Here is a 14,570-nt window from a genome sequence, read left to right on the forward strand (position 1 = left end):
GAGATGGAAGAAAAGCAGACGAAGGGAAAACCTGCACAGACCGTTTTAAACGTATTGTCTGCCCTTCTTTCCCTGTACTCCATCAGCTATGCATTTTTTGGATATGACCTGCTGACAGGGCGAAGCCGCCATCTTTTAATGGTGCTGCCCATGTGTTTTCTAGCAAAAGGGATTTTAGAAGAAAAGAAAGGGCAGAAATTCCGTACCATTTTTTATATCATTCTCTGTCTCTTGACAGCATTTTCCATGATCTATATTGATGTCAATTCCACACCGCTTTCAAGAGAGCGGCTTGGAATGTATATTCAGTGGGACTACGTGGCAGGTTTTTTTCTGATAGTTTCGGTGCTGGTAGCAACGTGGCTGGAGTATGGAATGGCATTGACCTGTGTGGTCGGGGCGTTCCTTCTGTACCTGCTGTTCGGCCAATATCTTCCGCAGGCCATTGCCCATCCGCCGATTTCCTTTAAACGGATGATAGGGACTCTTGGCCTTTATACGGAGGGCGTAATGGGAACTGCCTTGGGTGCGATTGTTTCAACCGTGGGCGCCGTCCTTGTATTTGCCGGATTTCTGGAAATATCCGGAGCTTCTAAGGTATTTATGGATCTGACGATTCTGGCATTTGGGCGGTTTACGGGAGGTGCCGCGAAAATTGCGGTTGTGTCCAGTTCACTTTTTGGAACAATCTCAGGAAGTGCGGCTGCAAATGTGGCAGGTACTGGTATTATTACCATTCCGCTCATGAAGAAGACCGGGTTCGAGCCGCATTACGCAGGTGCGGTAGAAGCGACCGCGTCCTCCGGCGGGCAGATCATGCCGCCGATCATGGGGGCGGCAGCATTTATCATCGCAGAGATGTTAAGCAAGCCATATTTTGAAGTCATGAAGGCAGCAATTATACCGGCGGCCGTATTCTATCTTTCCATTTTTATATCCGTTGATCTGTACAGCCGCCGAAAGGGAATTAAAGGTGTGGACAGAGATCCAAATCTGCCTCCGCTAAAAGAGCTGCTGTTTAAAAGCGGGTATCTTCTGCTCCCTATTGTCCTACTATTTGTGCTGGTAGCAGTTTTCAACAAATCGGCACAGTGGTCGGCTCTTGTCAGTACCATTGCGGTAATTGCGCTTTCCTGGCTCAATAAGGATACACGGATTACACCGAAAAAGCTGGTGGATGCACTGGTTTTCAGCGGGAAAGCCATTGTGCCGATTTCAGTGGTGTGCGCGGCGGCTGGCCTGATTGTAGGCATTTTTAACGCAACCGGGCTTGGAATTACTCTGTCGTCCTATATTGTCAATATGGCCGGCGAAAACCTTATGATGCTTTGCGTTTTAGCAGCAGTATCCTCGCTGATTCTGGGTATGGGGATGCCGACAGTGGCCTGCTATCTGCTTTTGGCAGCTCTTGTGGCTCCTGCGATGATTGATTTCGGCGTCCTGCCGATTGCGGCACATATGTTTGTATTTTATTTCGGAATTATTTCTGCCATTACGCCGCCAGTTGCGATTGCAGCTTTTGTAGGAGCAGGAATTGCCAAATGCAGCCCAATGAAAGTTGGAGTGACGTCGTGTATTCTGGCACTTCCTGTATTCTTCGTTCCGTTTGTTTTCGTGTATCAACCGGCACTTCTGATGGTAGGAACCGGTATGGAAATTTTCCAGGTCTGCTGTACAACGCTGTTGGGAACATTTCTCTGTGCGATTGGAACACAAGGGTATATATTTTCGACACTTAAGATGCCAGTGCGGGTACTGGCAGTAGTATGTGCGGTGGCGATGCTGATCCCGGAGACGATTACGGATATCATTGGTCTGGCCGGACTGATTCTTGTATTGGTGATTGGCTGGCTTGGAAAAAAGAAGGAGGGAATTTAATTGGCATACCATTGGGAACTAATGGAAGAGATGAGGCCGGGAATGAAGGACGCGTACATGAAATTTTCCGAAATGGGAAACCAGGGAAATATTCTCCCTCCGAAGTACCGGGAGCTTCTGATATTCGGTATGGCATGCGTGCTTCGGTCTGCGCCTGCAATAGAAACGCACGGGAAAAACTGTGTAGAGAAGTATGGAGCGACAAAAGAAGAACTGTTTGCAGTTCTGTCCGCGGCCATGAGCCTTGGCGGAGTACCGGCCTATCGGGAAGCCTGTCTCATTCTGGAGAACTATCTGAAAACCCTGGACAGAAAAGAGGGAACGCTATGATAGATTTGGCAGAACGTGCACGCCAGGGACATGTCAGCAGGGGACTCTATATAACCATACCGGAACCTCAGATTCTTGAAATGGTGAAATCCGCGGGATATGATTTTGCAAGGCTGGACGGAGAGCATGTCAATTTCAGTGCCGGAACACTGGAAAATATGTTCCGGACAGCGAGGCTTCTGGATTTTCCCCTGCAAATTCGGCTTGGCTCCATGGAAAACTTGGATGCCCTGCTGGCTCTGGAGCCGGCGGCGGTTATGATGCCGGGAATTGGAAAAAAGAAAGAGGCGGAAGCCTTTGTACGGAGGACGAAGTTCCTGCCTCTGGGCCACAGGGGAATGTACGGATTTTCAGACCGGATCCGGTTCGACGGCCTTTCCAGAAAAGAATATATGGAGGCGGCTAACCAGCATCTTCATACCATTGTCCAGATCGAAAGCCGGGAAGGGCTTGACAATCTGGAAGCGATTGTGCAGGTACCGGGAATTGATATGATATCCTCCGGAAAAGCAGATTTGTCTCAGGCGTTGGGGATGCCAGGAGAGACAACATCGCCTGAAATCGCCTCTGCCGAGGAACGGATCGTGAAAACTGCCTTAAAATATGGGAAGGTTCCAACTTTGTATGCAGAAACACCGGAAAGGTTTCACAGACTTTACGCGATGGGAGTCCGGTGCTTCATTATTGGTTTTGACTGCGGGATCTGTATGGAGGCTATGAAAAATCGTCGGATGCAGTATTGTGTGGAATCCGTCTGTGGTTCAGAAAAAGATAAATAAAGTTGCTGTTATTGGCGTTATATTTGAGACGCAGAATCAAAAACTACCCTTTTGGCCGTTTGATATGCTCCCTTCTAGGTAGACAGTTGAAATAATAAAACTGTTTATCAAGGAGGGAGCATTTCTTATGCGTAAATATTCTGCTGAAGATAAATTACGAATGGTAAAGCTTATTTTGGAAGCTAAACATAGTATTACATCTGTATCAACAGGCGAAGGAATTCATCCTACTACTTTAGAAGAATGGATTCGTAATTATCAGTCTATGGGTTCAGAAACCTTTTACAACAAAGGATGGACCAAAAGAACTTCTGCCGAGAAAGAGATTGCCGTACAAGAGTATCTTTCTGGTCTTGGTTCACTACGTGATATTTGTAAAAAATATAAAATTTCCAGTACTCGTACACTCAGGCAATGGATTGCGCTGTATAATGGTCATAAGGAACTGAAGGCTTCCAGAACAGGAGGATGTAGTCTTATGACCAAAGGAAGAAAAACAACGTTTGAAGAAAGAGTGGAAATTGCATCCTACTGCATTTCCCATGGCCATAACTATGCTGAAACATCAGAAAACTTTAAGGTGTCCTATCAGCAGGCACGAAATTACACTATCAAATACGAAACAGGCGGAGTTCCTGCATTACAGGATAACCGCGGCAAAAGAAAATCGGAAGATTCTCTTACAGAGGTGGAAAAGCTTCAAGCGGAGTTGAAACTGGAAAAAGCCAAACGGCAACGTGCAGAAATGGAGTTATCATTCTTAAAAAAATTAGAGGAAATCGAAAGGAGGCGGGGCTGAGCCTGATCCGCCACGAGCATATCTATCAGGCTGTCAAAGAAGAACAGAAAGAACACGATTATCCGATACAGGAGCTTTGTAAGATTGGCGGTGTTTCAAGGGCGGCTTATTACAAATGGCTGAACCATGAAATGTCAGAGAATGAACAGGAAAACCGAAAAATTGCGGAACTGATAGAAAAAATCCACATAGAATCACCTGATAAGGGTTATCGCAGAATCCGTGATGAGTTGGAGCGTTACCATGACATTGATGTAAATGATAAACGTGTTTTGCGCATCTGCCGGAAACTTGGTATCAAATCCACCATTAAATATGCAAACGATAGCTGTACAAGACAGGCTGCAAATCCACAGTACATAGCCGAAAATATCCTGAATCGTGAATTTACGGCAGAAGCTCCGAATGAAAAGTGGTTGACCGATGTAACGGAATTTCATTACTATATCGGAAATGAAAAGCACAAGGTATATTTAAGTGCAATTCTTGACCTGTATGACCGAAGAATCGTATCCTACCGTATTGGAGACAGTAATAGTAATGCATTAGTGTTTGATACCTTTGATGATGCAGTCAAAGATAATCCTGATGCACATCCGATGTTTCACAGTGACAGAGGCTTTCAATACACCAATAGAGCCTTTCATGCAAAACTTGAAGCAGCAGGGATGATGCAGAGCATGTCCAGAGTAGCAAAGTGTATCGATAATGGACCAATGGAAGGATTCTGGGGAATTCTAAAACGGGAGCGTTATTATGGTAAACGATTTATGGACAGAGAATCACTGGTGGTCATGATAGAGAAATATATCAATTACTATAACAACAGACGTTTGCAGAGGAAGCTTGGTATAGTAACACCAATGGAGAAACACGAAAAATATTTACAGGCAGCGTAAAAATCTGCCAGCAGGTGATACCTACTGGCAGAAAAAAATTATATTTTTTTGATTGTCTACTTGACGGGAAGCAGTTCAGTTATGTGCGGAAGGGTAGTTTTTATTTTGGAACGGCACTTTTTACATATCCAAAAAATTCTCCCATTGACAACAATCCGAAATCGTACTACAATACTCAATACGATTTCGTATCAAAAAGGAGGCTCCCCATTTTGGACAGCAATTACGAAACTGTGCGGCGCATCATGCTCGCCACAAATAAAATCGACGGCGTCTATTACCTTTTAGCCAGGCACTACGGCATCAACGAAAACACGCTGGCTTTCCTCTACGCCCTGGATGACTGGAAGCCCCATTCCCAGAAGGAAATCAGCGACGAATGGCTTATCCCGCGCACCACGATCAATTCCATCGTCAAAAACCTGCTTACTGACGGGTACATTGCGTTTACCGGGGAACAGCATGCCAAGGAAAAGATGATTGTGCTGACAGATAAAGGGCGTGAATATATCGGTACGCTTTTAAAGGGCATTTACCTTGCGGAAGAGCAGGCGATCATGGACACGCTGGAAAAGTTCTCCCCAGAATTTGTTTCGGCCCTGGAATATTTCAGCCATCGCCTGCGGGCAGGCTTTGACGAGTTTGAGAGGAACGGGACATGAGCATTCGATTATCCAGCCATTTTACCTATAAAAAGTTGTTTAAATTCTGCCTTCCGCCGATTATCATGATGATTTTCACCTCGATCTACGGGGTGGTGGACGGCTTTTTCGTGTCAAATTACGTCGGGAAAATACCATTTGCGGCCGTCAATCTCGTGATGCCCTTTATCATGATCCTGGGCGGCGTCGGGTTCATGATCGGAACCGGCGGCAGCGCCCTGATCGCAAAAACCCTGGGAGAGGGAGACGAGGAAAAGGCAAACAGATACTTTACCATGTTAATTAAGCTGACGGCGGTGTTTGGCGTGCTGCTTTCCCTGATTGGAATTGTATTCATACGGCCGATTTCTTATCTGCTTGGCGCGACGGAGGCCATGATCGGGGACTGCGTCGTCTACGGGCGGATCGTCCTGCTGTTCAACACAGCCTTCATGCTGCAAAATGTATTCCAGACGTTTTTAGCTGCGGCAGAAAAACCGAACCTTGGCCTGGCGGTGACGGCGGCGGCCGGTATTGCAAACATGGTTCTTGATGCGCTGTTCATCGCCGGCTTCCGGTGGGGCGTTGCGGGAGCGGCCATCGCAACGGGAATCGGGCAGTGCATCGGAGGCATTCTGCCGCTTCTTTACTTCATGCGGCCCAACAGCAGCCGGCTTCGGATGGTAAAAGCGAAATTTGACGTCAGAGCCATGCTCCGGGCATGCGCCAACGGTTCCTCCGAGTTAATGAGCAACATCTCATCCTCGCTAATCAGCGTGATTTACAATTTGCAGCTTCTGCGGTTCGCAGGGGAGAACGGCGTTGCCGCATACGGCACAATCATGTATGTCCAGTTTATTTTTATTGCCATGTTCATCGGCTACACCATCGGGACGGCGCCGGTCATCGGCTACCATTATGGCGCGGGAAACCACATGGAGTTGAGAAACCTGCTGAAAAAGAGCTTTACGGTCGTAAGCATCGCAGGGGTGCTGATGACGGCGGCCGCATGGGGGCTTGCAGGCCCGCTCTCGGGAGTGTTTGTTGGCTACGATATGGAGCTTTATGAACTGACAAAGCATGCCTTCCGCATGTTCGCATTTTCTTTTCTCCTGGCCGGTGTGAACATTTTTGCGTCTTCATTTTTTACGGCGCTCAATAACGGCGGCGTGTCGGCGGCGATTTCGTTCCTGCGGACGCTGGTGTTCCAGGTGGCGTCCGTTCTTGTCCTCCCGGTATTCCTGGGACTGGACGGCATCTGGTACTCGATTACCGTTGCGGAAGTGCTTGCATTTTTCGTCTCCCTGCTCTTTTTAATCGCAAACCGCAGGAAATATCATTATTAAAATTAAGAAAGAAAAACAGCGTATGGCCGCTTCGGAGAAATCCGGGCGGCTATTTTGCATAGAAAAATACAATAACAGAACATCTAAGTATTGCTTTCATCGATTGGACAAACGAATCGGGCCTCCACTATAATGAACGGGGACAAAATCCGTAAACCGTATGACAATTTATGAGAGAGCAACGATGAAACATAAAAAAGTCTATCTATTTCTTGCCGCTGTTCTTGCGGTTCTCGCATGCAGCCACCTGTTCGGCTGGGCCTCGTTCTTTGCCGGCGGAAGGTTCTGGGAAGAGCTCATGGAGCTGCGAAACGAGCATCTGGCGGCGGCAATTGTAATTTATATGGCCTGCACGGTCATCGGCTGCGTGTTTTTAACGCTGCCGGGCGTCACCTTTGCCATCTTGGCCGGGCTTCTTTTTGGGCCTGTTTTAGGAACTGTCTGCTGTGCGGCGGCGGCAACAGCCGGCGCCATGGCTTCCTTTCTGGCAGGCCGGTACTTTTTAAAGGACAGTATCAAGCCGGTGGTGATGAAGAACCGGCACATAAAAAAGTGGCTGTTTGACGAGACGGGGAAAAATGAACTGTTTGTGCTCATGATTACGCGGCTTGTTCCGTTATTTCCCTATAATCTCCAGAATTTCGCCTACGGTGTGACGGACATTTCCTTTGGGGCCTATTCCCTGTGGTCGTTTGTGTTCATGCTGCCGGGGACGGCCATGTACACGGTGGGCGCCGCAGGCATTGCGGATAAGACGAACCGGGCGCTGTATTTTGGGATTGCCGTTCTTACTGCGGCGGCAGTCACGGTCTTCGGCGTGCTTTTTAAGAAAAAATATGGGGCCGCGGCTTGTGAGACGGAAAACTAGCGTTGCCTGTTAAGAAAAGGGGAGAGCGATGGAAAAAACGACTGGAATTTTGGACGCAGACCGGTGTGTACACTGCCATCTCTGTCAGAAACACTGCGCCTTCCTTTCCAAATATCAGATGGACATCGGAGACACGGAAAAACTGCGGGAGCTGTCCTACCACTGCTTCCTCTGCGGCGTCTGCTCCGAGGTCTGCCCCCTGGGCATCGACGGGCGCGGCATCGTGCTTACGATGCGCCGGGAGCGGGCGGAGAAGAACCATGGAAAGGCGGCGGAAAAAGGGTACGGCTTTCTTCTGATGGAAAAGGAAAATTACATGTTTCGGAACGGGCGGCATAAAAAGTGCGAAAGCCTTTTGTTTCCTGGCTGCAACTTTCCGTCCTTTTATCCGGAAACCACAAAGGTCATGATCCGGCTTCTGCGCGAACAGGCCGGAATGGGCGTCTTGTTTGACTGCTGCGGAAAGCCGGTGGGAGAGCTGGGCCTTAAAAATAAAGAAGAAACGATTTTGCGCCGGCTGGAAAAAAGCATAAAGGAAAGCGGGGCAAGGGAAGTTGTCATGGTGTGCCCCAACTGCTATGACTATTTAAACGGGCGGCTTTCGGTGCCGGTGGTGAGCATTTATGAAAAGCTTAAGAGCCTTGGTCTGGGAACAACCATCAGGGGGAAGGCCGCATTCTTTCTCCCATGCCCGGACAGGGAAAAGCGCCGCTGGCTCTCCTGGATTTCCCCGTTTTTGGAGGAGGAGCCGGAAATCCTTGCAAATACCCAGTGCTGCGGCCTCGGCGGCTGTGCCGGGAAAAAAGAGCCGGAGCTTTCCAGGGCCATGGCCCGTAAAATCGGGGAACGGGGATATGCGCGCGTTTATACCTACTGCGCTTCCTGCGCCGGAAACCTTTCAAGGAACGGCTGCGGTGAGGCCGTCCATGTGCTGACGGAAATCCTTAACACCGGCGAAAAGCCGGATACAAAAAAGTCCCTGCTCAACAGGGCGGCGATGAAATTTTATTGAGAACCAAAAGGAGAATCAGGATGAGTATGACAACGGAAGAAATCAAACAGGCCTTTCTGGCCGGAATCGACTGTTCCCAGGTGGTGACAGGAGCGTTCGCAGAACAGACGGGGCTTGATAAAGAAACCATGCGGAAAATGGCGGCCTGCTTCGGCGGCGGCATGCAGTGCGGCGAGACCTGCGGGGCCGTGACCGGGGCGCTGATGGTGCTGGGCTTAAAGTACGGCCATTTCATAGACGGCGATCAGGAGCAGAAAAGCCGGATGTCCCAGGCCGTCTCCGAATTTAAGGCAGAGTTTGGGAAAAAATATCCGTCCTGCATGTGCAGGGAGCTTCTCGGCCATGACATTTCAAAGCCCGGGGAGATGGAGAAGGTGCTGGAAAAGGGCCTGATGTTCGATCTCTGTCCGCGGATCGTGAAGGACGTCATAAAAATTCTGGAGAACATGGTGTAAATGAAGAAAGCCATTATTTTATTTACGAGGGCGCCCCTGCCCGGAAAGACGAAAACCAGGATGATGCCGGAGCTGTCCCCAAAGGCGTGCGCGAGACTCCATGCCTGCTTTTTAAAGGACATCGGGCGGGAGACGGAAAAAACCGGCGCAGACCTTTTTATCTGTTATACGCCGGTGGGAAAAGAAGAAATCCTGCGCCCGCTTCTTCCCGCCAGGGCGTCATATTTCCCGCAGGAGGGCGACGGCCTCGGGGAGCGGATGCACCGCGCCTTCTGCCGTGTGTTTGAAAAGGGGTATGACGCCTGCTTGCTTCTTGGCTCCGACGTGCCGGAGGTGCAGGCAGAGGATTTGAAACAGGCATTTTCCCTCTTGGAGCATCACGACGTGGTTTTAGGGCCGACGACGGACGGCGGCTATTACCTGGCCGGCATGAAAAAGCCGACGCCCGGCATGTTCCGGAATCAAACCTACGGAACAGGCTCCGTGCTCAAGGATACGGTAAAAAGCATCCAAGAGGCCGGCCTTTCCACCGGCTTTATCAAAACTCTTTCGGACATGGACGAGCCGGAAGATCTTCGGGCGTACCGGCGAAGAATGCGGGCGGATAAACGATTAAAGGGGACGGCCACCGGAAAATACCTGGCAAGAACCAGCCCCATTTCCGTCATCGTCCCCATCTACAACGAGGCGAAAACCATCGAAGCCCTCCAGGATCAGCTTGATCCATTGCGTGACAAGTGCGAGATCCTGTTTGTGGACGGCGGGAGTACCGACGAGACGACAGAGCTTATCCGGCCTGGTTTTTCGCTCCTTCATTCGGAAAAAGGACGGGCGAAGCAGATGAATGCGGGAGCCATGAAAAGCCATGGGGACATCCTGTTTTTCCTCCACTGTGACAGCGAGCTGCCGTCAAAACCCCTGGCGGAGATCCGCCGCGTCATGCGCGATTACAGGGCCGGGTGCTTCGGTATCGCCTATCACTCTTGGAACTTTTTCATGTTCACCTGCCGCGTCATTTCCAACCACCGGATCAAGGACCGGAAGGTCATGTTCGGGGATCAGGGGATTTTTTTGGAGCGGGAGCTGTTCTTTGAGGCCGGCATGTTCCCGGAGATCCCCATCATGGAGGATTATCAGTTTTCCCTGACCTTAAAGGAGATGGGCGTCCGGCTCGGCATGGCGAAGCGCCGCATCTATACGTCGGACAGGCGCTACCCCGCGGGGACGGTTCCGAAGCTTAAGTTTATGTGGAAGATGAACCGGATGCGGAAAATGTACCGGGATCAGGTTCCCATTGAAAAAATCGACCGGCTGTACCGGGATGTGAGGTGAGCGGGAAATGGAAGAAATCAAAGGCTTAAAAGAATATGTGGCCTGGGAGCCGTACCGAAAGGCCCTGGGGCTTCCGGGAGAGGTTACGGAACAGTACAGGCTCTTGGCCCAGGGGGAATATAACCGAAACTACCTGTTCACCCATCCGGTGACAGGAAAAAAGCTGCTCCTTCGCGTCAACTGCGGGAGCCAGATGCACCTGGAAAACCAGATTCAGTACGAGTACGACACCTTAAAGCTTCTGGAGAACTCCGGCCGCACGCCGCGGGCGTACTATGCGGACGGGAGTCTGAAGAAGCTGCCCCACGGCGTCCTGGTGATGGAATTTCTGCCGGGACATGAATTAAATTACCGGACGGAACTGTCTTTTGCTGCCGGCTGCCTGGCGGACATCCACAGCGTCCCGGTGGGGGATGACACCCACCTGCTGCGGCCGGAGGATCCTCTTAGGGCCGTCCTTGAGGAGTGCGAGGCCATGGTAAAGGTCTACATGGACGCGCCGGGAGAAGATGCGAAGAAAAAGGACATGCTGCGCCGCCTCTTAGACATGGGATGGGAGCGGCTTTTAAAAAGCGGAAAAAAGGCAGACTATGCCTGCTGCATCAACACGGAGCTCAATTCCACCAACTTCCTGATAGGCGGGGAGCAGGGCGGAAACTTTCTGATCGACTGGGAAAAGCCCCTGTACGGCGAACCGGCCCAGGACCTTGGGCATTTCCTGGCGCCAACCACCACCTTCTGGAAGACCGACGTGATCCTTGGCGAGGAGGAGACCGCCGAATTCATCCGTCAGTACGAAAAGCAGGTTTCCGGCCGCTTTGACACGGAAGGGATCCGGGAACGGACGTACACGTATATTCCCATCACCTGCCTGCGGGGTGTGACCTGGTGTGCCATGGCCTGGGTGGAATACCAGAGGCCGGATAGGCTCTTATTCAATCAGTCCACCTTTGAAAAGTTAAAGGCATATCTGTCCTGGGACTTTTTAAATTATGTGGAAGGCGTCCTGAAGCGGGCTTAAAATACATGATCACATAGAAAAAGAGGGAGAACAGAATGGAAAAGAAACAGAAAAACTGGCTCGGGAAAGGGATTGTGATTGCCTGCATTGCTGCGGCAGTTTTCAGCTATCTCTTTATCCCGTCCGTAAAAGCACTCTGCGGACAGATCGCAGCGATGTTTGCCACCGGGGATTTCACCGTCGTCAGGGAGTTTGTGGCTTCCTACGGGAGCTATGCGGCCGCCGTTTCCTTTGCACTGATGATTTTTCAGTCCGTAGCGGCGCCCCTGCCTGCCTTTTTAATCACCTTTGCAAACGCCAATCTCTTTGGCTGGTGGCAGGGCGCAATCCTTTCCTGGACGAGCGCCATGGCGGGAGCCGCCGTCTGCTTTTTTATCGCCAGAGTACTGGGGCGCGACGCGGCGGAAAAGCTCACCAGCAAGGCCGGACTGGAACAGATCGACGGCTTTTTTGACAAATACGGGAGAAATACGATTTTAATCTGCCGCCTTCTGCCGTTCGTGTCCTTTGACATCGTAAGCTACGCGGCAGGGCTCACGTCCATGTCCTTCTGGTCCTTCTTCGTGGCCACGGGCATCGGCCAGCTTCCGGCTACCATCGTCTACTCCTATGTGGGCGGCATGCTGACCGGCGGCGCAAAGCTTTTTGTGACAGGGCTCATGATCCTGTTTGCCTTATCGGCACTCATCGTCATGCTTAGAAAAATTTATATGGAAAGGCAGGGAGGAAAAAAGAAATGAATACCTACTACAACCCGGAGGATCTTGCAAAGTTCGGAACCATCGGAGAGGAATCCCCGAAGCTTGCGGAAAAATTTTTTGATTACTACGGCTCCGTCTTTGCGGAAGGCGAGCTGACAGCCAGGGAAAAATCCCTGATTGCCCTGGCCGTGGCCCACGCGGTGCAGTGCCCCTACTGCATCGACTCCTACACCAACGACTGCCTGAACAAGGGCGTGAGCCCCGAGCAGATGATGGAGGCAGTCCACGTGGCAGCGGCCATCCGCGGCGGCGCGACGCTGGTTCACGGAGTACAGATGAAAAATATCATTGAGAAGCTGGAGTTTTAATCCTATGAAAGAATCCCTTGTAAAATTAAACGCACTGGAAGGGCTTTCTCCTTTTGAAAGCCGCGTGGACGAGCCGTTTCAATATACGGAAAAGACGCTGGATGTGCTCCAAGTCAATGTGGGGCGCCTTTGCAACCTGGCCTGCAAGCACTGCCATGTGGAGGCTGGGCCGAACCGCACGGAAATCATGGGAAGAGAGGTTATGGAGGCCTGCCTTGCCGTCTGCAAAGAACAGAAGGTAAAGACCATCGACATCACAGGCGGCGCGCCGGAGATGAACCCGGACTTCCGGTGGTTTGTGGAAGAAGCCTCCAAAATCTGCGGCCATGTGATCGTAAGGAGCAACCTGGTGATTTTAGAGGAAGAGGGGTACCGCCATCTGCCGCAGTTTTTTAAGGATCACGGCGTCGAGGTGGTCTGTTCCCTGCCATACTACAAGGCAAAGGAGATGGACCGGGTGCGCGGCGACGGAAGCTTCGATGCGGCCATCCGTGTGATCAAAATCCTGAACGGGCTTGGCTACGGCAAGGAAGAAGGGCTGGTGCTCAACATGGTTTATAACCCGGCAGGCGCGTTCTTCCCGCCGGAACAGGCGGCCATGGAGCGGGAATATAAGACGCGGCTCATGGCAGATTACGGCATCGTTTTCAACCAGCTTTTCACGATCACCAACAACCCCACCGGCCGGTTTTACGGCTTCTTGGAAAGGAGCGGGAACCTGAACGGCTACATGCAGAAGCTAAGCGGCGCCTTTAACGGCGGAACCTTAGGCGGGCTCATGTGCCGGTTCCAGCTTTCCGTGGGCTATGACGGGAGCCTTTATGACTGTGATTTCAACCAGGCGGCAGAGCTTCCGGTTTCCACCGGCGAGACGATTTTTGATCTGGTCGGAAAGCCATATGCGCCGAGAAAAATCTGTTTCGGAAATCACTGCTACGGCTGTACGGCCGGACAGGGCTCAAGCTGCGGCGGCGCGGTGGAATAGACATAGTATAGAAAAAACTGATGCAGCAAAAAACTGCATACAAAAAAACAATGGAAATCTGGTTGCCCTCAGGAACGGATGTTCCTATAATGGGGGATGGACAAAATTTCGTACCAGAATCAGGAGGAAAAGTAAAATGAAAAAGAACATAGCAGCATTGGGATTTGCACTGACCTTATCCATGGCAGTGCTTGCAGGATGCGGACAGGACGCAGCCGAGACAACCGCAGCAGCGGCTCCGGCCGAGACCACAGCAGAAACCACAGCGGCAGCAGCAGATACAACTGCGGCTGAAACAGAAGCAGCAGCCGAGGCAGAAACGACGACAGCGGCAGCAGCCGAAGGAGAGTACCAGTTCGTAACGCCGGCCGAGGCCGTTGCAGCAGCAAAGGACGGCAGCGCGCATGTGCTGGACGTAAGAGCATGGGAAGACTATGCAGGCGGCAGAGTAGCAGATTCCATCTGGTGCCCGATTTTCCCGCTTGACGACGATTCTCTCGTTGAGCCTATGACAGCATTTGCTGAGGCCAACTTAAACGACGGCGAAGAGATCTACATCATCTGCATGAGCGGCCAGAAAGGTGCCCAGAAGGCCACCGGCGTTCTCCAGGAGGCAGGCATCGACGCATCCCTGATCTACACCGTAGAGGGCGGCGCAAAGGCTCTGAACTCTGAGAAATCCATGACAACCAACCGTACGGAAGAGAACATCGACTGGCAGTATGTGTCCGGCACAGATGCAGTCGCAGCAGTCGGAAACGCTGACATCCAGATCCTGGACGTGCGTGACGACGCTACTTATGCAGAAGGCCATTTAGAGGGTTCCCTTCAGGTAGGCTTAAAAGAAATCGAAGACCCGGCTGCCCAGACAGCCATGTACGAGCTTGCCACCACAGAATTAGACAAAGAGAAACCTGTCTACATCCTGTGTTACAGCGGCAAGAACTGCGCGAAGACAGCAATCTCCGTCATGAAAGACGCAGGCTTTGACACCAACAACCTCTTCATCATCGAGGACGGTGCAAAGAATGCCGACGTTCAGGCAGCATTCGTAAAATAAGATCAGAATCAAAAACGGCCCCGCCGCGGAACATGCTCCCGGCGAGGCCGTTTTTTGTCCCTGTGAAAGCAAAAATCAAGCCTATGCAAAAAAGGC

16 protein-coding genes are annotated in these 14,570 nt (G+C 51.1%); all 16 read left to right on the top strand.

The genetic code is table 11. From position 1 onward, the window contains the following. Positions 1–3 precede the first annotated feature (3 nt). The 16 genes from KE531_14835 to KE531_14910 all read left to right on the top strand — a co-directional run bounded on the left by KE531_14835 (position 4) and on the right by KE531_14910 (position 14,474). Positions 4–1,878, top strand: coding sequence for a TRAP transporter fused permease subunit (locus KE531_14835; GenBank protein MBR9954864.1), 1,875 nt, complete (start codon positions 4–6; stop codon positions 1,876–1,878). Next, positions 1,879–2,208, top strand: coding sequence for a carboxymuconolactone decarboxylase family protein (locus KE531_14840; protein ID MBR9954865.1), 330 nt, complete (start codon positions 1,879–1,881; stop codon positions 2,206–2,208). It abuts the gene before it with no gap. Beyond that, on the top strand, positions 2,205–2,987 hold the full coding sequence (locus KE531_14845) for a hypothetical protein (GenBank protein MBR9954866.1): 783 nt from the start codon (positions 2,205–2,207) through the stop codon (positions 2,985–2,987). The genes KE531_14840 and KE531_14845 overlap by 4 nt, the downstream gene beginning before the upstream one ends. A gap of 127 nt (positions 2,988–3,114) precedes the next feature. Further along, entirely contained in the window at positions 3,115–3,786 is a 672-nt protein-coding gene (locus tag KE531_14850; protein MBR9954867.1) for a transposase, read from the top strand. After that, positions 3,756–4,685, top strand: coding sequence for an IS3 family transposase (locus KE531_14855; GenBank protein ID MBR9954868.1), 930 nt, complete (start codon positions 3,756–3,758; stop codon positions 4,683–4,685). The genes KE531_14850 and KE531_14855 overlap by 31 nt, the downstream gene beginning before the upstream one ends. Positions 4,686–4,930: 245 nt before the next feature. After that, entirely contained in the window at positions 4,931–5,347 is a 417-nt protein-coding gene (locus KE531_14860) for a MarR family transcriptional regulator (GenBank protein ID MBR9954869.1), read from the top strand. Beyond that, a complete protein-coding gene (locus KE531_14865; GenBank protein ID MBR9954870.1) occupies positions 5,344–6,672 on the top strand; it encodes an MATE family efflux transporter in 1,329 nt (442 codons plus the stop codon). Before KE531_14860 ends, KE531_14865 begins: the two co-directional genes overlap by 4 nt. 160 nt (positions 6,673–6,832) lie before the next feature. Continuing rightward, a complete protein-coding gene (locus tag KE531_14870; GenBank protein ID MBR9954871.1) occupies positions 6,833–7,540 on the top strand; it encodes a TVP38/TMEM64 family protein in 708 nt (235 codons plus the stop codon). 28 nt (positions 7,541–7,568) lie between these two features. Beyond that, a complete protein-coding gene (locus tag KE531_14875) occupies positions 7,569–8,552 on the top strand; it encodes a (Fe-S)-binding protein (protein MBR9954872.1) in 984 nt (327 codons plus the stop codon). A gap of 26 nt (positions 8,553–8,578) precedes the next feature. Next, positions 8,579–9,007, top strand: coding sequence for a C_GCAxxG_C_C family protein (locus tag KE531_14880; protein ID MBR9954873.1), 429 nt, complete (start codon positions 8,579–8,581; stop codon positions 9,005–9,007). Further along, positions 9,008–10,339: a TIGR04283 family arsenosugar biosynthesis glycosyltransferase gene (locus KE531_14885; protein ID MBR9954874.1), complete on the top strand. Its 1,332-nt coding sequence runs from the start codon at positions 9,008–9,010 to the stop codon at positions 10,337–10,339. Between the two features lie 7 nt (positions 10,340–10,346). Further along, the gene (locus KE531_14890; GenBank protein MBR9954875.1) at positions 10,347–11,360 is read left to right on the top strand and encodes an aminoglycoside phosphotransferase family protein; all 1,014 of its coding nucleotides are present in this window, start codon (positions 10,347–10,349) and stop codon (positions 11,358–11,360) included. Positions 11,361–11,395: 35 nt separating this feature from the next. Beyond that, a complete protein-coding gene (locus KE531_14895; protein MBR9954876.1) occupies positions 11,396–12,100 on the top strand; it encodes a TVP38/TMEM64 family protein in 705 nt (234 codons plus the stop codon). Then, positions 12,097–12,429: an arsenosugar biosynthesis-associated peroxidase-like protein gene (locus tag KE531_14900; protein ID MBR9954877.1), complete on the top strand. Its 333-nt coding sequence runs from the start codon at positions 12,097–12,099 to the stop codon at positions 12,427–12,429. The genes KE531_14895 and KE531_14900 overlap by 4 nt, the downstream gene beginning before the upstream one ends. A gap of 4 nt (positions 12,430–12,433) precedes the next feature. Continuing rightward, complete coding sequence (gene arsS / locus KE531_14905) at positions 12,434–13,414, top strand: arsenosugar biosynthesis radical SAM protein ArsS (GenBank protein ID MBR9954878.1); 981 nt, start codon at positions 12,434–12,436, stop codon at positions 13,412–13,414. A gap of 136 nt (positions 13,415–13,550) precedes the next feature. Next, on the top strand, positions 13,551–14,474 hold the full coding sequence (locus tag KE531_14910; protein MBR9954879.1) for a rhodanese-like domain-containing protein: 924 nt from the start codon (positions 13,551–13,553) through the stop codon (positions 14,472–14,474). The last annotated feature ends 96 nt before the right edge of the window (positions 14,475–14,570 follow it).

The sequence above is a fragment of the Eubacteriaceae bacterium Marseille-Q4139 genome (assembly GCA_018223415.1).
Classification (GTDB): domain Bacteria; phylum Bacillota; class Clostridia; order Lachnospirales; family Lachnospiraceae; genus CABSIM01.

Coding starts and splice junctions, on each gene's coding strand:
- KE531_14880 (MBR9954873.1), top strand. CDS start 8,579: ATGACAACGGAAGAAATCAAACAGGCCTTTCTGGCCGGAATCGACTGT.
- KE531_14910 (MBR9954879.1), top strand. CDS start 13,551: ATGAAAAAGAACATAGCAGCATTGGGATTTGCACTGACCTTATCCATG.
- KE531_14860 (MBR9954869.1), top strand. CDS start 4,931: ATGCTCGCCACAAATAAAATCGACGGCGTCTATTACCTTTTAGCCAGG.
- KE531_14885 (MBR9954874.1), top strand. CDS start 9,008: ATGAAGAAAGCCATTATTTTATTTACGAGGGCGCCCCTGCCCGGAAAG.
- KE531_14865 (MBR9954870.1), top strand. CDS start 5,344: ATGAGCATTCGATTATCCAGCCATTTTACCTATAAAAAGTTGTTTAAA.
- KE531_14890 (MBR9954875.1), top strand. CDS start 10,347: ATGGAAGAAATCAAAGGCTTAAAAGAATATGTGGCCTGGGAGCCGTAC.
- KE531_14850 (MBR9954867.1), top strand. CDS start 3,115: ATGCGTAAATATTCTGCTGAAGATAAATTACGAATGGTAAAGCTTATT.
- KE531_14900 (MBR9954877.1), top strand. CDS start 12,097: ATGAATACCTACTACAACCCGGAGGATCTTGCAAAGTTCGGAACCATC.
- KE531_14870 (MBR9954871.1), top strand. CDS start 6,833: ATGACAATTTATGAGAGAGCAACGATGAAACATAAAAAAGTCTATCTA.
- arsS (MBR9954878.1), top strand. CDS start 12,434: ATGAAAGAATCCCTTGTAAAATTAAACGCACTGGAAGGGCTTTCTCCT.
- KE531_14835 (MBR9954864.1), top strand. CDS start 4: ATGGAAGAAAAGCAGACGAAGGGAAAACCTGCACAGACCGTTTTAAAC.
- KE531_14875 (MBR9954872.1), top strand. CDS start 7,569: ATGGAAAAAACGACTGGAATTTTGGACGCAGACCGGTGTGTACACTGC.
- KE531_14845 (MBR9954866.1), top strand. CDS start 2,205: ATGATAGATTTGGCAGAACGTGCACGCCAGGGACATGTCAGCAGGGGA.
- KE531_14895 (MBR9954876.1), top strand. CDS start 11,396: ATGGAAAAGAAACAGAAAAACTGGCTCGGGAAAGGGATTGTGATTGCC.